This window comes from Companilactobacillus ginsenosidimutans (assembly GCF_001050475.1).
Lineage (GTDB): Bacteria > Bacillota > Bacilli > Lactobacillales > Lactobacillaceae > Companilactobacillus > Companilactobacillus ginsenosidimutans.
The window spans coordinates 1,082,125-1,100,011 of record NZ_CP012034.1; the positions used below are offsets into that span (position 1 = coordinate 1,082,125).

General features: G+C 36.8%; 21 protein-coding genes. 7 read left to right on the forward strand and 14 right to left on the reverse strand.

The window, feature by feature from the left end:
• Positions 1 to 152: 152 nt before the first annotated feature.
• Positions 153 to 281, forward strand: coding sequence for a hypothetical protein (locus ABM34_RS13480; protein WP_257719944.1), 129 nt, complete (start codon positions 153 to 155; stop codon positions 279 to 281).
• The gene (locus tag ABM34_RS05770) at positions 238 to 1,065 is read left to right on the forward strand and encodes a 2-keto-4-pentenoate hydratase (RefSeq protein WP_048704177.1); all 828 of its coding nucleotides are present in this window, start codon (positions 238 to 240) and stop codon (positions 1,063 to 1,065) included. Before ABM34_RS13480 ends, ABM34_RS05770 begins: the two co-directional genes overlap by 44 nt.
• Positions 1,066 to 1,831: 766 nt before the next feature.
• Here ABM34_RS05770 and ABM34_RS05780 read toward each other — a convergent pair.
• From ABM34_RS05780 to trpS, 7 genes are all read right to left on the reverse strand, one after another.
• Complete coding sequence (locus tag ABM34_RS05780) at positions 1,832 to 2,032, reverse strand: helix-turn-helix domain-containing protein (protein WP_048704180.1); 201 nt, start codon at positions 2,030 to 2,032, stop codon at positions 1,832 to 1,834.
• Positions 2,029 to 2,496 (reverse strand): DUF2975 domain-containing protein, encoded by a 468-nt coding sequence (locus ABM34_RS05785; protein ID WP_048704182.1) that lies wholly within the window; start codon positions 2,494 to 2,496, stop codon positions 2,029 to 2,031. Before ABM34_RS05785 ends, ABM34_RS05780 begins: the two co-directional genes overlap by 4 nt.
• Before the next feature lie 9 nt (positions 2,497 to 2,505).
• Positions 2,506 to 2,874, reverse strand: a complete 369-nt coding sequence (locus ABM34_RS05790; protein WP_232298624.1) for a DUF2975 domain-containing protein — start codon at positions 2,872 to 2,874, stop codon at positions 2,506 to 2,508.
• Between the two features lie 234 nt (positions 2,875 to 3,108).
• Complete coding sequence (locus ABM34_RS05795; RefSeq protein WP_048704185.1) at positions 3,109 to 3,831, reverse strand: DUF4811 domain-containing protein; 723 nt, start codon at positions 3,829 to 3,831, stop codon at positions 3,109 to 3,111.
• Positions 3,831 to 5,285 (reverse strand): MDR family MFS transporter, encoded by a 1,455-nt coding sequence (locus ABM34_RS05800; protein WP_048706388.1) that lies wholly within the window; start codon positions 5,283 to 5,285, stop codon positions 3,831 to 3,833. Before ABM34_RS05800 ends, ABM34_RS05795 begins: the two co-directional genes overlap by 1 nt.
• A gap of 101 nt (positions 5,286 to 5,386) precedes the next feature.
• Positions 5,387 to 5,821 (reverse strand): MarR family winged helix-turn-helix transcriptional regulator, encoded by a 435-nt coding sequence (locus ABM34_RS05805; protein ID WP_048704187.1) that lies wholly within the window; start codon positions 5,819 to 5,821, stop codon positions 5,387 to 5,389.
• Positions 5,822 to 5,946: 125 nt separating this feature from the next.
• Positions 5,947 to 6,969 (reverse strand): tryptophan--tRNA ligase, encoded by a 1,023-nt coding sequence (gene trpS, locus ABM34_RS05810; protein WP_048704190.1) that lies wholly within the window; start codon positions 6,967 to 6,969, stop codon positions 5,947 to 5,949.
• A gap of 279 nt (positions 6,970 to 7,248) precedes the next feature.
• Here trpS and helD point away from each other — a divergent pair, with 279 nt between their 5' ends.
• Positions 7,249 to 9,522 (forward strand): RNA polymerase recycling motor HelD, encoded by a 2,274-nt coding sequence (gene helD / locus ABM34_RS05815; protein WP_048704191.1) that lies wholly within the window; start codon positions 7,249 to 7,251, stop codon positions 9,520 to 9,522.
• Between the two features lie 346 nt (positions 9,523 to 9,868).
• Here the strand turns inward: helD and ABM34_RS05820 are convergent, their stop codons facing one another.
• Positions 9,869 to 11,035: a SufD family Fe-S cluster assembly protein gene (locus tag ABM34_RS05820; RefSeq protein ID WP_048704193.1), complete on the reverse strand. Its 1,167-nt coding sequence runs from the start codon at positions 11,033 to 11,035 to the stop codon at positions 9,869 to 9,871.
• 75 nt (positions 11,036 to 11,110) lie between these two features.
• Between ABM34_RS05820 and moaC the strand changes: the two genes are divergently transcribed.
• Positions 11,111 to 11,611, forward strand: a complete 501-nt coding sequence (gene moaC, locus ABM34_RS05825) for a cyclic pyranopterin monophosphate synthase MoaC (RefSeq protein ID WP_048704195.1) — start codon at positions 11,111 to 11,113, stop codon at positions 11,609 to 11,611.
• Here the strand turns inward: moaC and ABM34_RS05830 are convergent.
• The 3 genes from ABM34_RS05830 to ABM34_RS05840 form a co-directional block, all read right to left on the reverse strand.
• Positions 11,589 to 11,924 (reverse strand): metal-sulfur cluster assembly factor, encoded by a 336-nt coding sequence (locus ABM34_RS05830; protein ID WP_048704197.1) that lies wholly within the window; start codon positions 11,922 to 11,924, stop codon positions 11,589 to 11,591. The genes moaC and ABM34_RS05830 overlap by 23 nt on opposite strands.
• A 3-nt stretch (positions 11,925 to 11,927) precedes the next feature.
• Entirely contained in the window at positions 11,928 to 12,920 is a 993-nt protein-coding gene (moaA, locus tag ABM34_RS05835; protein WP_048704199.1) for a GTP 3',8-cyclase MoaA, read from the reverse strand.
• Between the two features lie 579 nt (positions 12,921 to 13,499).
• The gene (locus ABM34_RS05840; protein WP_048704201.1) at positions 13,500 to 14,165 is read right to left on the reverse strand and encodes a CPBP family glutamic-type intramembrane protease; all 666 of its coding nucleotides are present in this window, start codon (positions 14,163 to 14,165) and stop codon (positions 13,500 to 13,502) included.
• 108 nt (positions 14,166 to 14,273) lie between these two features.
• Here ABM34_RS05840 and ABM34_RS05845 point away from each other — a divergent pair, with 108 nt between their 5' ends.
• Together ABM34_RS05845 and ABM34_RS05850 are read left to right on the forward strand one after the other, a co-directional pair.
• Positions 14,274 to 15,353 (forward strand): acyltransferase, encoded by a 1,080-nt coding sequence (locus ABM34_RS05845; RefSeq protein WP_048704203.1) that lies wholly within the window; start codon positions 14,274 to 14,276, stop codon positions 15,351 to 15,353.
• Positions 15,350 to 15,544: a hypothetical protein gene (locus ABM34_RS05850; protein WP_048704204.1), complete on the forward strand. Its 195-nt coding sequence runs from the start codon at positions 15,350 to 15,352 to the stop codon at positions 15,542 to 15,544. Before ABM34_RS05845 ends, ABM34_RS05850 begins: the two co-directional genes overlap by 4 nt.
• Before the next feature lie 85 nt (positions 15,545 to 15,629).
• Here the strand turns inward: ABM34_RS05850 and ABM34_RS05855 are convergent, their stop codons facing one another.
• From ABM34_RS05855 to ABM34_RS05865, 3 genes are all read right to left on the reverse strand, one after another.
• The gene (locus tag ABM34_RS05855) at positions 15,630 to 16,052 is read right to left on the reverse strand and encodes a type II toxin-antitoxin system HicB family antitoxin (protein ID WP_232298625.1); all 423 of its coding nucleotides are present in this window, start codon (positions 16,050 to 16,052) and stop codon (positions 15,630 to 15,632) included.
• Positions 16,042 to 16,239, reverse strand: a complete 198-nt coding sequence (locus ABM34_RS05860; RefSeq protein WP_048704206.1) for a type II toxin-antitoxin system HicA family toxin — start codon at positions 16,237 to 16,239, stop codon at positions 16,042 to 16,044. Before ABM34_RS05860 ends, ABM34_RS05855 begins: the two co-directional genes overlap by 11 nt.
• 145 nt (positions 16,240 to 16,384) lie before the next feature.
• The gene (locus ABM34_RS05865; RefSeq protein ID WP_048704208.1) at positions 16,385 to 16,939 is read right to left on the reverse strand and encodes a M15 family metallopeptidase; all 555 of its coding nucleotides are present in this window, start codon (positions 16,937 to 16,939) and stop codon (positions 16,385 to 16,387) included.
• A gap of 95 nt (positions 16,940 to 17,034) precedes the next feature.
• Here ABM34_RS05865 and ABM34_RS05870 point away from each other — a divergent pair, with 95 nt between their 5' ends.
• Positions 17,035 to 17,868 carry a class I SAM-dependent methyltransferase gene (locus tag ABM34_RS05870; RefSeq protein WP_048704210.1) on the forward strand — a complete coding sequence of 278 codons (834 nt, stop codon included), beginning with the start codon at positions 17,035 to 17,037 and terminating at the stop codon, positions 17,866 to 17,868.
• Positions 17,869 to 17,887 lie beyond the last annotated feature (19 nt).

Here is a 17,887-nt window from a genome sequence, read left to right on the forward strand (position 1 = left end):
CGTTCTTTTTTTAGTAACTCTAGTTGCTTCGCAACGTAGAGTTACTTATGCAGACGTGAGCGTCTGCGTTCCATTGCACCTTTCCCTAAACTGCGATCAACCAACGCAATTAGATTAAATTAAAATTAAAAAAATAAAAGAGGTGGTTCCAAATGGAAAGCAATATTAGCAACATTTCAAACGATGGTCAGATTCAGATTCAAAACAAAAATATAAAATCCTATGGAGGAACCACTTATGACTACTACAAATACAACTACTACAAAGAAAGCAACAAATAACACACTAACAGATGATCAACAAAATTTTGCCAACGCATTAACGAACGCCTTTAACACACGTGAGCCTTTAACAGAAGCAGATTGGAGCGATTACGCACCTGATGAAAATACTGCCCATCATGTTCAAGAAGCCTTTACTCGTTTGAAGAAAGGTGAAGTTGGTGGATATAAAGTCTCATTAACAAGTAAACAAACACAAGATATGTTCGATTCAACAGAACCACTCTACGGTGCAGAAATGAAAGACAGATTCTTGAAAGCTCCAGCAACAGTAAATCTAAACGATTTAATGGATCCACTAGTTGAGGTTGAAATGTGCTTTAAAGCTAAAGAAGATTTGAGCCCCAATGACACACTAGAAGATTTGATGAACAAAACAACCGTAGCACCAGCCTTGGAGGTTCCCGATTCAAGATTTAAAGACTGGTTCCCTAGCCTATCAAAATACATGGTAATGTCAGACGGTGCCGTTAGTGGCTTAGTCGTTTACGGTGAAGAATTTGATACCAACAAGTTCGAAAATGTCGACGCATTGGAAAATGTCACAGCAACTTTGTACCATGACAACGAAAACTTGAAGTCAGGCAAGTCATCAGAAGTTTTAGGAAACCCACTTAAATCATTACAATGGCTAGTAAATAAATTAGATGAACAAGGTAAAACATTGTTGAAGGATCAACGAGTATCGTCAGGTACTTTCGTATTACCACCATCATTAACAAAAGGTGAATGGCACGCAACTTTCGATAATGGCTTGGGTACCGTTAACCTTAATGTTAAATAAATTGAATCAATGAAAAGTACTTAGGAACAAATACCGAAATACCAACATATATAGAACTCTCTTGAACAGAGGGTTCTATTTTTTGTCGTTTTGAACTACCGATTCCGAAGTGAAATCGATTTTCGGGCTGGAACATGGCTGATACATTTGGAGCCTTTTCAAAGTACGAAAAGTCTTCAAACTGCATCTTATTCTAAGCCGAGAAGTTCACTCGACTAAGAATTATTTAGTCATTTAGCCCAAATCGATTTCACTTCTCCATCTAATATTGTGCAATAAATAATTTCTTGTTCAGACCTCTTTATCTCATCCACACTCTATTAATTGGACATTTACTACCTATATCCATATTGGATTAGGAAATCCGTGAAGACAAAACTTTGTTAACGAAAATATTTTGAATTTTAATTTCATTTGGTACCCGTAGACGAAGGTCACGTCAAACCATGGAAGCATCAATATTATCATGTAAAAAAAGGGAAGATATATCACTCTAAAATTTGTCAGCGTGATACATCTTCCTTATTTTTATACTGAAAACAAATAAATGTTTTTGACTCAAATCCAGTCGGAAGGGCTGAGAATATTTACATGCAGTGAAAGTGGTGTTATGGCTTCAGCCATTACACCACCGGGCGAGTTTGAAGACTTTCGCGAACTTCGAAAGGCTCCAAACCGAGACCCAAGACCGCACTTCGGCTTGGGTCGTCCCGCACAGCATGCTAAATATTCTCAGCCCTGCAGACGGCAGTGAACCGCCACCAAACTAATCTTTGTACTCTAATATATCCCCAGGCTGACAATCTAACACCATGCAAATAGCAGAAAGAGTAGAAAACCGAATAGCCTTAGCCTTCCCATTCTTCAAAATAGACAAATTAGCCATAGTAACTCCAACCCGCTCAGACAACTCAGTAAGACTCATTTTTCGTTTAGCAAGCATAACATCCAAATTAACCACAATCATACAAGTTGACCTGACTTTTCCATTTCATTCAGACAAATCTTTTCCAACATCCCCGCAAAAGCAGCAATAGTTATCCCCAGACCAATCAGGAAGATGTCCACGACGATGGGACCCGGAAGACAGTCTCCAATCGAGAACGCAAGGAAAAGTGGAATCATGAGTGTGTAGACAGCAGAAATTGATACTGCAAGCCTTTTAATCCAACGTAGTGCCGACCTGGATTTTTGAGTCAGTATTTCGTTTTTATCAACTCGATTAATTAAGTACCACGCACATGCGATTATTCCATAAGTCAAGATCACTGAAGTATATACTCCTACTGTGAAGGCAACTATTTGATACATTGGTACTTTGCCCTGTTGCAGGAGATAAATCGAAGTTGGGAATATTACTCCGGCAAAAAATGTTGGTCCTAGAAATAACAGTAGTAGTGAAAATCTCAGGAATAGTGTGAATTTTCTCATAATACCCTCCTAAATTGTTAAATCGTTTTCGGCTTTTATTTCGATTGCTTGATGTAATAATTTTTGTAAGACGCTAGCAAATATTGCGATTACCAATGGTGCGCCGGCGAAAACAATTCCAACTAACAACATCCCCGGTGAGTCATCTCTATCTGCAAATATATAGAAGATAGGTAACTCAAGTATCATTAATCCACAGATTGTATAAGCTTCAATTTTGATCCATCTTAGTGCTTGGACCGCCACATTTGAAAAAGCGGATTTGTGGTCAATCATTTTCAAAAGTCGATATCCTTGATACAAGACTAAGTAGAACACGATTGCAGCAAGATACATCCCTGCGCCTAATAAATCGGTCAGTATTGGCCAATTGGACATAACATTATTTGCGCCTATCAAATAGTGAGGTACTATAACTATGCAAAACCCCAGCATAATAAGACCCATTAGGAAAATCACAATTTTTAAAAAGGTTGTTTCGCCCTTCATTCTAAATCACACCTCATCAATTTCTTGAATTAAGATTACCATAATTTATCGATAAACGATATATATTTATCATTTCTCAACAAAAAAGAGTGACACCTGTTTGGCATCACTCTGGATAATAATTTATTTTAAAGTATCCGCAATTTTCTTAGCTGCTTGAACTTTGAAATCTGCTTCAGCTTGTTTGATAACTTTAGCTTGTTGGGCCTTTGTCATTGAAGGATTGGCTTGCATTTCTTGTGCTACGGTCTTTTTGACGTAGGCTTCTCCCTCAGCCTTCATTTGTGCTTGAACATTTTTATCTTTCATTTTCTTGTTCAACTTATCAGCTTGATTGGTTGTTAATACTAACCAATCTTGGCCAACCTTGAAGGTATTTTGTTGCTTAATGAATTCTTTGTTGTTATTTGAAAGGTTAAATAGGAATGAATAAAAACCATTCTTATACTCCCAACGTTGAGTCTTTTGGCTTAGCTTGGCGATATTATAGTCGCCGTGTTTGACACTGTTTTTAACGTTGACATCAACTTTAGTGGTATTCGGTTTCGTTGCATTTTCTGTACTTGGTGTGCGGTAAATATAAACATTCTCTTTACCATTTGTACCAAGTTTCTTATACAAAAGGACATTTGAACCTTTTTTTACGGTTTGAATTTGAATGGTTTTATCAGTTGTAACTTTTTCCATCCCATAATGGCCATACTCGTTACCAACTAATAATCCAATTGATAGGATAAATAAAACAATGAACACTGACATTAATGAATAACCGACACGCTTATTTCTCAAAAATACGGCGAAGTAATAAGCTAGTCCGGCACAGACAAGAATTGAAATTTGAATCATTACTTGTCACCTGCCTTTTCTGTTGCTTGATCTTTTGAACTGCTTGCAAGAGTTACTGATTTTGATTTAGCTGTATCTTTAACCATGAATGTGATTCCCATTGCAATAACACAGAATAGAATTGCGACAGCAAACGCTGCATGATAACCAGTTAAGGTTGCATTGAAAAAGCTATCTTTATATTGAAGTGGAGCTGAGTGAAGCAATGATTTGCCAGGTTTAACGTTGTTTGTAACGTTTGTAAGGACACTGACCAAAATAGCTGTACCCATTGAGCTAAATACCTGACGAACAGTGTTATTTACGGCAGTACCATGACTCATTAAGTCAAATGGCAAAGCGTTCATACCATCTGTGGTAACAGGCATCAAGACCATTGAGATACCAAACATACGAATTGCATATAAAATTACAATATCTAATGTTGGCGTTGTTCTTGTTAAGAATAAGAATGGAATTGTCCCAGCAGTCAACAAGAGCATACCCATACGTGCCAAATCTTTTGGTCCAAATCTATCGAATGCACGTCCGGTAATTGGTGACATAACACCAATTAGTAAGGCACCAGGTAGAAGTGTCAATCCAGAATGGAAAGCTGACATCCCTTTAACAATCTGTAGATACAATGGCAAAATCATTTCGACACCGATCATAGCCATGTTAACTGTTGATGAAAGTGCGGCAGCAATACTGAATTTCTTAACCTTGAATACTCGTAATTCCAAGAATGGCTCTTTCATATGTAATTGGCGATGACCAAATAACAAAATCAAGATAAGTCCACCAATAATTGAAACTAGAACCACTGGTGAACCCCATCCATCATCACCAACAGATGAGAATCCGTAAAGTAATGCACCAAATCCAAGTGTTGAAAGAATTAATGAAGGAATATCCAGCTTAGTTTTTCTCGTCTTGATAACCGGACGCATGAAGAAAATTGCGGCAATGATAACAACGATAACGATAGGAATAATCATTCCGAATAAATCACGCCATGAAAAGTTATCAATAATCCAACCAGAAAGTGTTGGTCCGATGGCAGGAGCAAGTCCAATAACCAATCCACCAAGTCCCATGGCAGTACCACGTTGATTAGCTGGAAAAATTGTTAACATAATAATCTGCATAAGCGGCATTGTAATACCAACACCAACCGCCTGAACCAGACGTCCAATTAAAATTGTTGCAAAGTTAGGAGCAATAAATGATAAAACTGTACCTAGCAAGAAAGTTGACATAGCGAACAAGTACAAAGACTTTGTACTGTAATTCGTACTCAACCAGGCAGTAACAGGAATCATGATACCATTAACCATCAAAAATCCTGTAGTAAGCCATTGAACAGCCGATGTCGTAACATTGAACTGATTCATAAGTGTAGGAAAGGCTGTAGTCAAAATAGTTCCGTTCAGCACAGTACAGAAAGTACCGACTAGGAGTACAAGAACCATAAGATTACGGTTGAAGGGTTTCCCATTTAAATCTAAATGTTTACTATTCACGATAGTAATACCTCTTCTCAAAATTTTAAAAACAAGCTACGTGCCCTCAATTATTTCGGAATATCGATTTTATCAAAATTATTGAATACATGCGTCAAGATCACTTCTAAAGATTTTTGATCCTCTTCAGAAACATCCTCAAATAATTGGTCCGAAATCTTGTGATCAGCTGCCTTGACCTCTTTGAGAAAGTCTTTTCCTGCTGGTGTCAAATTCACCAGCTTCTTACGATGGTTAGTGGGGTGAACTTTTCGTTCGGCGAAACCACTAGCCTCGAGTCGTTTGAGTGCACGGGCAATGCTAGCGCCGTCAAACAAGGTTATCTCACCAATTTTTTCTTGACTGAAATCAGGATGTTTTTCAATCAGCACCATCAAGATTCCATCAATCGTATTCAAATCTTTTTGCTTAAGAATGTTCGATAACGTTCTTTTCTTTGTCATCATATATCTCGTTGCAAAACCTGTTAAAATCGAATAATCCAATATACTATCTCCGAATTAAAAATATAAATTCATTTTTAGAGCCAAAAAACATGCTACACAACTCTTGATAAAATCAAGTGTTGTGTAGCATGTTTTTTATTGAAAACGTTTTTTAAATTTTTTGACTATTTTTGATCAAAGTAGTTTGTACCAATAGCTGCTCGAGCTTCTTTAAGAGTTTGGTTAGCAACGATATTTGCTTTAGCACTACCCTCTTCAAGCATCTTGTAGACTGCAGGAATGTCTTTTTCATATTCAGCACGTCTGGCACGAATTGGAGCAAGGATGCCTTGAAGTACTTCATTGAGATAACGTTTAACTTTAACGTCACCCAGACCACCTGCTTGATATTGTGCTTTTAATTCGGCAACTTTATCTTGATCTTCAGCGAAAGCATCCAAATATGTAAATACGGTATTGCCTTCGATTTTACCAGGATCTTCAACATGAACGTGATCTGGGTCAGTATACATCGACATAACTTTTTTAGTAACGACATCTTCTGGATCTGATAGATAGATACAATTACCAAGTGATTTACTCATCTTGGCATTTCCATCGATACCTGGCAAACGACCTTGTCCCTTTGGAGGGAAAACACCTTTTGGCTCAACTAAAACATCAGCATCGTAGGTACGGTTAAATGTACGAACGACTTCACGTGTTTGTTCAATCATTGGTTCTTGGTCGTCACCGACGGGAACTGTATCGGCTTTAAATGCTGTGATATCAGCAGCTTGACTGACTGGATATGTTAAGAATCCAGCTGGAATACTTTGGCCAAAATCTTTTTGTTGGATTTCTGCTTTAACGGTTGGATTTCTTTCCAAACGTGATACACTAACCAAATCCAAGTAATACATAGTTAATTCACTAAGTGCAGGGATTTGTGATTGTACTAAGATAGTAGTTTTTTCAGGATCAATTCCAACTGACAAATAATCCAATGCTACTTGTATTAAGCTGTTACGAACTTTTTCAGGGTTCTTTGCGTTATCTGTCAATGCTTGCATGTCAGCAATCATGACGAACATTTTATATTTTCCTTCATTTTGTAATTGAACACGGTTTTTCAATGAACCTAAATAATGTCCAATGTGAAGCTTACCTGTTGGTCTGTCACCAGTTAAAATTGTATTAGTTGCCATTGTTTTTCCTCCTATAATTAAAAAGCGTCCTATTGATTAATCAATAGGACGCTCATGCGTGGTACCACCTGTTTTGTAGAATATCTTCTACCACTTTAGGTTATAAGGTTACCACCCATATCCATTTCCAAACTCAAGGTCGGTAGCTTTTTCAGACTAGAAGCTACTCTCTGATTCAACTTACTTGAATTCGTACTTAAAAATGACTATGATTTAATATACTTTAATTCGATATAATCATAAGGAATTTATGCCGGATTGTCAACGCGAGGTAATTTTATGACTACAAACGACAAAGAACTAGAACAAAAAAGAGTCGACGAAGTTGCCGAAATTATCGACAACAAAATTGACAAAGTTAGAGCAGATTTAGCCAAGGCTCACTCTGAAACTGGCAACATTGAACAAAACTATGGTGAAAATACCAAAGTCAATACATTTGAAGTCGATGACCAAATGGAAACTAACGCTTCTGTCCAGCAACAGAAACAGCTGGTTTATTTAGCCGTCGAAAATGAAAACATTTTAAATTCTAACGAACAAAAGTTAAAGAATCTCCAAGGATCTCCATATTTTGGACGAATCGATATCGTTGAAGATGGTGAAAAAGACACTCTTTATATTGGAACTTCAACTCTTCAAGATGAGGATGGAGACTTCTTAATTTACGACTGGCGTGCTCCTATTTCTGGTATTTATTACAACGGTACACTCGGAAAAGTTTCCTATCCTACTCCGACTGGAAAAGCTGAAGTTGATCTCAAACGAAAGCGTCAATTCCAAATCGTTCACAATAAGATTCGTAATATGTTTGATACCAATGAAACTGTTGGTGATGAAATTCTGCAATCAGTTTTATCCGAATACAGTGACGAATATTTAAAAAGTATCGTTGCCACTATTCAGCATGAACAAAATACTATCATTCGTGATATTGATTCAGATGTACTACTTGTTCAAGGGGTAGCCGGAAGTGGTAAAACTTCGGCTATCTTGCAACGGGTCGCCTTTTTGCTTTATCACAGTCGTTCAAGTTTGAATGCAGACCAAATTATCCTATTTTCACCAAACAAGTTATTTAGTAATTATATTTCTGAAGTCCTTCCTAGTTTGGGTGAAAGAAATATGCGTCAGGTTACCCTTAATGAATTCATTTCGCTACGTTTAACTGGTATTCAAGTTGAAACCTTGTTTGAACGATATGAAAAAGATGAGCGCAATCTTCCTCAATCGATGATTGATATTCGTTTATATAAGGAAAGCGCCGAATTCTTAAATGACCTTGAGGCTTTGGAAAACAAAAATAAAGATCATCTACTTTATTTTGAAGATATTATTTTTGAAGGACGTCCCTTCTTTACCAAAGATGAAATATCTGAAATCTATGAGAAACAAAATAAAGCATTCAGCATTCCCGATAGATTTTTGAAAACCAAGAATATTCTCATCAAGCGACTTCAAAAACGCATCCATCGTGACCGTGACGATGATTGGGTACAAGCTGAAATCGACAACTTATCTGATGAAGATTTCCAACAAATTATTACTGACCACAATATTGAAGAGTCAACTAACCAACGCTCAATTATTGCTGAAGAGTTTTTGAAGGATCGTTATGCGCCGATCTATAACGCATTAATCAACAATTACTTCTTCAATCCATATGAAGAATATTTGTATTTGCTTAGCCTCATGGATCAAAATATTGTTTCTAAAGAAATTTGGGACACAATGATTGAAGCAATTGATCATAACGTTGAGGCTCATAAATTAGGATTGAGTGATTCTGTTGCTGTACTTTACTTGCGCGATTATGTGACTGACAGTGGCTACAATGCTGGAATTCAACACATCTTCATTGATGAAGTTCAAGATTACACTATGGCTCAACTGAAATACATTTCGCATGCCTTCCCTGAAGCAAAATTGACACTTTTAGGTGACCGTTCACAGGATGTACTGACTAGTTCATATCGTGATAAAGACTTGGTAACTGCGGTATCAGATTTATTTAATAAGAAACGTTTAACGACTATTACTTTGAACCAGAGCTATCGTTCAACTGCAGAGATTACTAATTTTGCGAGCCAACTTTTGCCTGATACTGAAAAGATTAAAGCTTTCTCACGTCGTGGTGAAAAGCCAGAAATTCATGTTTATGAAAATGAAAATGTTTATTACACTGGATTAAAAGACTGTGCTCGAGAACTGAATAAGAAATATGAAACAGTTGCAATTTTGACTAGAAATGAAGCTCAAGCTGAACAAGTTTATGCTCATTATGGCGATGAAGCACAAGTAACTTTGGTGGATGCAGACTTTAGGTCTGTTCCTAAGGGCATTATTGTGATGCCGATTTATTTAGCCAAAGGATTGGAATTCGATGCTGTTATTGCGCACGATGTTTCGGCTGATAATTATCCTGATTCTCGTAGTCGCGATACTTTGTATACTATTTGTACTCGAGCTATGCATAGTTTGACGCTTTGTGCGGATAAGGAGTTGTCCCCTTTAATTCGGTCTCGCGAAACAGCAAAACTACAAACAAACTAAGTGGTGGTTGTTCACTTCCGATTCCGGAAGAAAATCGATTTTATGGCCTGGAACGCTGCCGACGCCATTCCAAGGCTTTTCAAAGTACGAAAAGTCTCGGAACTGGGTCTTTTACTAACCGTACTTCGTACGCTAAGTAAAATTTGGCGGCTGAGGCCAAATCGATTTTCTTCCTCCATCTAGGAATGAATAACTATTTAGTTTGGGTGGGATAGTTTTGTAATTTGGCTCTCCCTCTTTGATATTTATATATATGGATGTATGTAATTCTTTTTAAAACAAATAAGGTCAACGGCTAATATGTCGTTGACCTTATTTTTGTATTTCATTTATTTGTTTGATTGTTCTAAATCAGATTGTCTTTAACTATCTTTGTTAAATCGGAATTATTTAGGGTTTCGATTCCTTTGATGAACTTTTGCTTCATGTCTTCATTTTTGTATTGTTTTGGATTTAAGGTTACTCCATCTGTTGTGCTACACTTGCTTACTATTTCGTATTGAACATCGGAGTTATTGGAAATGTAATTAAAATCTCTTTTGTCTGAGGGTGATACTGTTGTGGTTATTGCGATGTTTTTGGCTTTTTCAGCATCACCTTGTTGATAGTTTTGATTCTCTGTTTCAAAATATTCGGTGAAAATTGCTGATTCACTGCCTACTTTTTTATCTCCTTGTTGGAGTGTATATATTTTGATGTCTGTTTTGGCATCCTTGTGGGCTAAATTGGATTCTGTGTGAGCTGCTGTGTTCTCTTGATTGAATTGGGCTACTTTCCAATTTACTTGGGCATCTCTGGAGATTTGAGCCGCTCTGTTTATTGTTACTTTAGTGTTCTTACCAAAATGAGTTGCTTCTGTGTAATTTATTTGGCTCTTTGGTCGCGCTAAGATTTCGACTATCACATCTGCATGATTTGTTTCGTCTCCAACTGTTCTGGCGTCAACTACTATGTTTGCTGAACTACCTTGATCTGCATAGATAAAAATATGTGTTATTAAGTCTTGGTTGTGAAAACTGTCTTGGATAATATTCAAGTGCACTGTATCAGATAATTGATAGTTTTTTGGTAAGTAGAAAAACATTCCGTTATTTAGTAAGGCTGTGTGTAATTCTGTTAGTTTGTTACTACCTTCTGGCAAAACTTTATTCATGAAGTAATTTTCTATTAAACGAGGATGTTGTCTGAAGGCTGTAAAAATATCCGTCAAAATCACACCTCCTTCTTCGTCATCTTCATCAAGTGTATTTTCTAAACTGGATTGGCCAATTTGGGATAATCCTATTTCATCTTCATCAATATTTGCTGCGGATAAAACTTCTTTGGTTAATTTAATTTTTTGAGGGGTTTGTTTTTGTAAATTGTCGCTTGCGGCCATATCAAAATGACTTATTGAAAACTCTGGTGCAGATTTCACTGCTGTCAGTGCTTCAAGGCGTCTTTTTACTAGCCAATGTGGCTCACCATGTTCATTGGCAAATTGTTCTAATTGTTCAGCTAATTCTTCTGACATTATTTATCCCCCTTGATATTTTACTGATTCTTTTCATATACTTTAGTTATCACTTAAAAGAAAGCGTTTATATTAATGGAAAAACTAACTCACTTCAATGATCAAAATCGTTCAAAAATGGTTGATGTTACCGACAAAAAGGTTACTTCACGAACTGCTTTAGCTACCGGTGAAATAAAGATGCATCCAGAAACTCTACAACGAATTCATGAGGGTAAAATTAAAAAAGGCGACGTTTTAGCAGTCGCCCAAGTTGCCGGTATTATGGCAGCTAAACAAACATCTTCTTTAATTCCAATGTGTCATTTAATTCCACTAACTGGCGTTGATATTCATTTTGAAGACGATGGTGAATCAATTGTTACTTGTACTGCCCAAGTTAAAACTAAACATGTCACCGGAGTTGAAATTGAAGGACTACTTGCTGTCCAAACAGCCCTTCTAACAATTTATGACATGTGTAAAGCAATTGATCGTGGCATGATTATTAGCAATGTTCATTTAGTAGAAAAAATAGGTGGCAAGAGTGGTCATTTCATATTTGACGACCAAGTTAGCCATGAATCCCAAGACTAATTTTTCCAAAACGACTTATCATCGAAACATTCCAAGCAGGCTGCCAAACTAGATTGATTTGACATTTCTCGATGGATTCCACTGATGTTGCAGCATCAATAATTTGTTGCTCCAGCAAGTTACCTAGTGGGCATCCCATCGTTGTCAAAGTCATCGTGATTAGGCAGTATTTTTCGTTGACCACAACGTCATAAATCAAGCCGAGATTAACCAGATCGATACCAAGTTCAGGATCGATGACATCCTCAAGTGATTCCATAACTTCATTTTCGATTGGTGAGAATACATCACCTTGTCCGATTGCGTTGTCCATAGGTTAACCTCCGATTTGACTCATGTGTCTCCAAGTTGGAGCTTTATCAATAATTCTATCTGTTTCTGACATAGCCATCTCATGATTTAGTGGCTTATTGTCGAGTGAACGTTGGATTAGAGCTCTAAATTTCTTCTTGTCAGGGATTGCTTCACGAATATTAATTTCTTCATTCCAATATAAACAAGCTTTGATATAACCATCAGCTGTAATACGAAGACGATTACAGTTCTCACAAAACTTAGCACTAATAGGATGAATCAAACCGAAACTTCCCTCATAACCAGTTATCTGATAATTATCAGAAGGACCGTTACCCTTCAGTTCAATAGGGGTATAATCCAGGCCATTCGATTCACAAATGTCGAACACATTTTGAAGTCCAACATATTCCTTTTTCCAAGTCTTCAAAGAATTACCGATTGGCATGAATTCGATGAAACGGACGTTGACGTTGTTATCCTTGGTATAGTTGAGGAATTCGAGGATTTCATCGTCATTTTGGCCTTTGATTAAGACGGTATTTAGTTTAATTTTTTTGAAATTTAGTTTTGCGGCAACGCTAATTCCGTCGAGGACTTGTTGGATATTTCCACCACGAGTGATTTCTTTATAACGTTTTGCATTGAAGGTATCTAAACTGATATTCAAACGATCGAGTCCAGCATCTTTCAACTGTTGAGCCAATTTTGCTAGGAAGAGTCCGTTGGTGGTAATTGAAACATCTTCAATACCGTCAACGTTTTTGATGCGACGAACAATTTCGACAACATCTGTTCTAAGCAGCGGTTCACCCCCGGTAATACGCACTTTACTAATACCCATCTCAGCAAAATTTTCAACTAATTGAACAATCTCATCTTGAGACAAAACTTCATCAGAAGGAAAGAAAGGCAAACCTTCCTTAGGCATACAGTACACACAACGCAAATTGCAGCGGTCTGTAATTGAAAGACGTAAGTAATCGTGTTTTCTCTTGTATTGGTCGAATATCATAATAAACCCCCTCTGGTACTTGAGTTAATTATATGATAATCAGGTGAAGGAAAGAATTGGGGAAATACCTAAAATAGAGCCAAAAATCAAACGCACTTAAACACGGAACACAAGACGGCCATAGCGGAGAGGGGTGCGTAACACCCCCGCAGCTCTGGGCGACTTGTGTGCAGTATTCAGTGTCTTTTTGCGCGTTTACACTAACAAAAATCAGGAGCGTGTTATTTGAACTCAATTATATAGAAAAAGACCAGACAAAGTCTGGCCTTAACCATGCAGTGTGGTTGTTTTAGGGTTTTAAATCGTGATGCTTCAAAATATTTAATTAGCATTTTGGTAAAAAAACAAGCCCAACCTCTGAGATTGGACTTGTTTATTCATTGCTTGTTTAATGATCTTAGTTCAAGATCTTTAGGACCTTGAATTTGTTCTTTTATGTTTTGTCGCGGAAACGCTAAAAATCAAACTGGACACTGAGTGTAAGCTGGATAAAGCTGCGGGGCGTTACGCGCCCTCTCCGCTGTGTCGCATCTTACACTCCGTGCCCAAGTGCGTTTGATTTTTGGCTCTTTTTTTATTTTATATCATAATCGTCCCGATCAAAGCGGCTATCATTCCCAGCATCACTGGCATTTTTTCATCTTGTGTATACAGATATGTTAGTGCAAAACAGAATCCGAATACTGTGTTCATGAAGAATTGTAATAATGAGCCTGGTAATGTTATTGCTCCGGCTATTAATCCACTTATTAGAATTCCCCCTACTGCACTGGCAGGTGAACTTTTTCTGAAGAAGTAGTTGAAGAAAAAGCCGGTTGATACTAGTTGTTGTTGAATTGATATGATAAATACGTTGGCAATTAGATTGAAGATGAATACTTTTTGATCCGAGCTTGCTACGTCATCATTCGAAAATTTGGGCAATTTTCCATTTACTTGTAAATAGCTAATCATCATTCTTAAAACGATGATTAAAACAATCATTAAAGTTATAAATCCGATATTATGAACTAATGAATCCATGAATCTTTTTCGTGGTTCAGCAAATGAACTACGTTCTCGCATAAATCTTCTGACCATGAGGCCTAGTGTGAAGACTCCGACGATGAAAAATAAAATGACCAAGATGTCGTTTAACCCCTTGGCGTTAGCGGTAAAATTCTTAATTGCCAAGGTAACAACTGAAAAGGCAATCCAAATTAGATACCTACGCAAATCGACTCCTGGTGCTTCTCCTACTCGCATATATCTTTCTTCCATTCAATAATTTTGACTTTTAACATTATATCATACACAGATACTTCATTTTCGTGGCCTTTTCCACTATTATGGTTAGTTATACGGAGGATTAATATGGAAGCAAAAAAGGGAAGAATTTTTTATTTAGATTTTATCCGTGTCTTAGCAATCTTTCTAGTGGTTTTTATCCACGTTTCAGCGATTGACACAACCTTACACATCCGGACTGGTCAATGGCAAGTAATTAAGATATTAAATTATTTTGCCCACATCAGTGTACCGCTATTCTTTATGATTTCAGGAATGTTACTTTTGAACAGCCCCAAAACAACATCCCTAGCATACACATGGAAAAAACGAATTCCGCACGTCGTAATACCATTTGTAGCTTGGTCTCTACTATCAACATTTTTCATCGGATTATATTCGCATTCGTTTTCAATGCCCGATATTTTAAAAATGTATGCAACATTTATATATCAGCCTGTGTCACCAACACTTTGGTTCATGTATCCTCTAATCGCGTTATACATCCTATCACCGGTGTTACGCGCATTTGTTGATGGTACTAGCAATAAAATTTTAGTTTATGTAGCAGCAGTTTGGTTTATAACTAATTCATTAATGCCATCATTATCATTCTTACTACCAAAAGAATATGCACATGCACTAGACTTTTCACCTGCTGGTGGATTTTTCTTAGTCGGGGGATTTGTTGGCTACTTTATTTTAGGATATTTGATTTCAAAATTGGATGTAACTAAGGTAAATGGCTGGTTGTTGTTCATATTAATGATTGCGGCTATGTTTGGTGGAAATGCATTTGCTAATATCTATCCCAAATCAATGGATATGTGGAATCAATATTACGTTACATCTGTCTTCATCGTAATTATGTCGGTCTGTGCGTATATCCTTGTAAAAAAATGGGGACAACATGTAAATTCAGGAAAAGTTAAGAATGTCTTTTCATTCCTATCACCATTGGTTTTCGGAATTTATTTAGTTCATAATATATTAATATTATATTTAGAACCTTGGTTTATGGCACGTATGCCAAATGGCGGTCTACTATTAACATTCAGCAAATACTTTGCAGTCTTAATTTTAGCCACAATTATCATTTGGATCTTAAGCCTTATTCCAGGTGTTAACTACGTCTTAACGGGGACAACGAGGAGAAAACAATCATGAACGGCACTACTATCACAGGTTTAGTTATTTTAATTATTACTTTAACAATTCACTTTTCAGTCTTGAACAGAAATCGTGCTTACAAAAAAGAACACAATGTTAAACGAGGACCCTTACTTAAATTGGTTATTATAACCGGTTTACTCAATTTGGTCGGATTAATCATTATGATTGTTGGTATGATGCACTAATTCACTTGTATAACACAAATAATACATACAAAAGGCATTCCGAAAATTCAAAATTCTCGGAATGCCTTTTAAAATTAATTCAAAACTAAATATCTAATTTGTTTTTAAGTGCTTCTGTTAGTACTTGAGAAAAGTTAATACCATTTTCTTTTCCCAACTTAACTAAGTACTCTGGGACAGTGACGTTTTTTCTAATAGTTTTAGGATTATTTCTTCGATATTCTTCAATATCCACAGTAACCAGAATTTTAATTTCATCCGTTTTACTTTCAATATCGGTTAATTCACTTGGCTCGGGAAATTCATTTTGATCTGCTAACGCAATACCTATTGCATCTTCGGCCATTATCACCGCATCCTTCATATCTTCACCTTGAGTCCAAATGCCACCAGCAACATCAGGTATTTCGACAGAATAACCTTTGTCCTCAGGATGTAAAATAATTGGGTATATTAAGACATTTTTCTTTTCAACCATAGTTGTCACACTTTCGATATTATCGCTCATCAAATAATCCCGCTTTCTTCAAAATTGCATTCTGCATACCAATCTTTAATTCTCGTGCATGTATCGGTACAACAACAATTATCCCAGTTGTATAATTGACAAGCTTTAAATGCGATCCTCTCTGTGATTTTTCTAAGAACCCTGCTGATTTAAGTACTCTTAAGAGTTCCTTAGGTTTCATCGGCATATATATTCCTCAATTCTTTATTATTATATCATACTTATTAATACACATGGAAAATTGCTTAATAAATATTCTATACAATACATTACGGATAATATTGGAATATATTTTAATAAAAGCATGCCAAACGATTGGCATGCTTTTTCGTTCAATATTGATTAGGATCGGCGGTTGCTGGTTCATAACTATCCATTTCTGAATCTCGATAATCCCACCATTCGTTTTCATAACCAACGAATCCAACTTCAATCATCACTTCATTCATAATCTGATAGTTTCTTTCTTGCTCCGAAGTTCTCTTTGCATCCCTATGCGCAGCCTCTGTGAAATTGTCGAATTCTGTTTGCATCTCCAACTCATTTCCATCCATGTCACAAATTGTCAGGTCAAACGTAACTCCCTTTTGATGTGAAAAGTTAGGATTAGGTTTGGCTACAAATTCCGGATGTGGATAAACTTCAAACAGTTTTTCTTGAGATTTTACTGGGCGATAGGCATCCCAAATTTTTATTCGGTATCCCTGCTTCTTTAACATCTTGCTAGCCTCTGCAAGCTTAAGTGCTGTTCCAGTTCTAGCAATTGCAGTAGTGAAATCATAGATCACTTTACCAGTAAAATTATTCGTGGTGGCGTAGCGTAGGTCGACAATAATGCTGGAATCTAACGTCAGGATATTAGTAAAGCCAGTTTTCCTCGTATCCATGTAAGCACCTCCATTGATTGTCCATCAAGTATATCTGGTTAAACATATTTATTCTACCGATAGTCTGTTAACCTAAGATTAATTGAGGTGAAAATATGACTTTTGAAAAAGATATTAAAGATAATCAACTAAATTGGAACGACCGGGCAGCTGTTCATTTGAATTCTAAATTTTACGATGTAGAAGACTTAATTACAGATTCAAACAAGATTTCTATCACTGCACAACACGATTATGACGTCGTGAAACCATTTCTACCTAACCATAATCTTTCTGGTCAAGACGTCCTCCATCTTCAGTGTCACATTGGAACAGACACGCTCTCGTGGAAACGGTTGGGGGCAAACAAAGTTGTTGGCCTGGATTTCTCAGATACAGCACTTGATTACGCAAAAGATTTAGCTAAAAGAGCTCATATAGACATCGATTATGTGCAAGGTGACGCAAGATTTGCATCGTCTAAAATAAGTCGCCAGTTTGACTTCATAGTTACAAGCATGGGTACAATCACGTGGCTGCCGGATCTGAAAGATTGGGCACAATCAATTGCACATCTATTAAACTACGGTGGTACATTCCTAATTCGTGATGACCACCCAATTCTTGCCGCATTGAATTTCGGATCAATGCACGTCACATCTACCTATTTCAACGACCACACTGACACATATGATAGCGACAGCTCCTACACTGATAGTTCAGAACATAAAATTGAACACACCACCAATCACAACTGGAATCACACCTTTGAAGAAATTATTAATGCGCTGGTTGCAGCAGGACTGTCAATCGAATTTTTGGGAGAATATGACAAAACAGAATGGAAGTCACTACCTTATCTGCGTCAAAAGGATGATTGGTTCATCCTACCAAAAAAATATCCACACATCCCACTAACATTCGCAATTATTGCAAAAAAAATGGTCTAGCCTAAGCTAGATCATTTTT

Bases quoted from the DNA above. Each gene is read 5' to 3' on its own strand.
- ABM34_RS05860 (WP_048704206.1), bottom strand. From the start codon at position 16,239: ATGCCGATGAAACCTAAGGAACTCTTAAGAGTACTTAAATCAGCAGGG.
- ABM34_RS05845 (WP_048704203.1), top strand. From the start codon at position 14,274: ATGGAAGCAAAAAAGGGAAGAATTTTTTATTTAGATTTTATCCGTGTC.
- ABM34_RS05770 (WP_048704177.1), top strand. From the start codon at position 238: ATGACTACTACAAATACAACTACTACAAAGAAAGCAACAAATAACACA.
- ABM34_RS05790 (WP_232298624.1), bottom strand. From the start codon at position 2,874: ATGTCCAATTGGCCAATACTGACCGATTTATTAGGCGCAGGGATGTAT.
- trpS (WP_048704190.1), bottom strand. From the start codon at position 6,969: ATGGCAACTAATACAATTTTAACTGGTGACAGACCAACAGGTAAGCTT.
- ABM34_RS05820 (WP_048704193.1), bottom strand. From the start codon at position 11,035: ATGTCAGAAGAATTAGCTGAACAATTAGAACAATTTGCCAATGAACAT.
- ABM34_RS05830 (WP_048704197.1), bottom strand. From the start codon at position 11,924: ATGGACAACGCAATCGGACAAGGTGATGTATTCTCACCAATCGAAAAT.
- ABM34_RS05865 (WP_048704208.1), bottom strand. From the start codon at position 16,939: ATGGATACGAGGAAAACTGGCTTTACTAATATCCTGACGTTAGATTCC.
- moaA (WP_048704199.1), bottom strand. From the start codon at position 12,920: ATGATATTCGACCAATACAAGAGAAAACACGATTACTTACGTCTTTCA.
- moaC (WP_048704195.1), top strand. From the start codon at position 11,111: ATGGAAAAACTAACTCACTTCAATGATCAAAATCGTTCAAAAATGGTT.
- ABM34_RS05850 (WP_048704204.1), top strand. From the start codon at position 15,350: ATGAACGGCACTACTATCACAGGTTTAGTTATTTTAATTATTACTTTA.
- ABM34_RS05800 (WP_048706388.1), bottom strand. From the start codon at position 5,285: ATGGTTCTTGTACTCCTAGTCGGTACTTTCTGTACTGTGCTGAACGGA.
- ABM34_RS05780 (WP_048704180.1), bottom strand. From the start codon at position 2,032: ATGATTGTGGTTAATTTGGATGTTATGCTTGCTAAACGAAAAATGAGT.
- ABM34_RS13480 (WP_257719944.1), top strand. From the start codon at position 153: ATGGAAAGCAATATTAGCAACATTTCAAACGATGGTCAGATTCAGATT.
- ABM34_RS05785 (WP_048704182.1), bottom strand. From the start codon at position 2,496: ATGAGAAAATTCACACTATTCCTGAGATTTTCACTACTACTGTTATTT.
- ABM34_RS05870 (WP_048704210.1), top strand. From the start codon at position 17,035: ATGACTTTTGAAAAAGATATTAAAGATAATCAACTAAATTGGAACGAC.
- ABM34_RS05840 (WP_048704201.1), bottom strand. From the start codon at position 14,165: ATGCGAGTAGGAGAAGCACCAGGAGTCGATTTGCGTAGGTATCTAATT.
- helD (WP_048704191.1), top strand. From the start codon at position 7,249: ATGACTACAAACGACAAAGAACTAGAACAAAAAAGAGTCGACGAAGTT.
- ABM34_RS05795 (WP_048704185.1), bottom strand. From the start codon at position 3,831: ATGATTCAAATTTCAATTCTTGTCTGTGCCGGACTAGCTTATTACTTC.
- ABM34_RS05855 (WP_232298625.1), bottom strand. From the start codon at position 16,052: ATGAGCGATAATATCGAAAGTGTGACAACTATGGTTGAAAAGAAAAAT.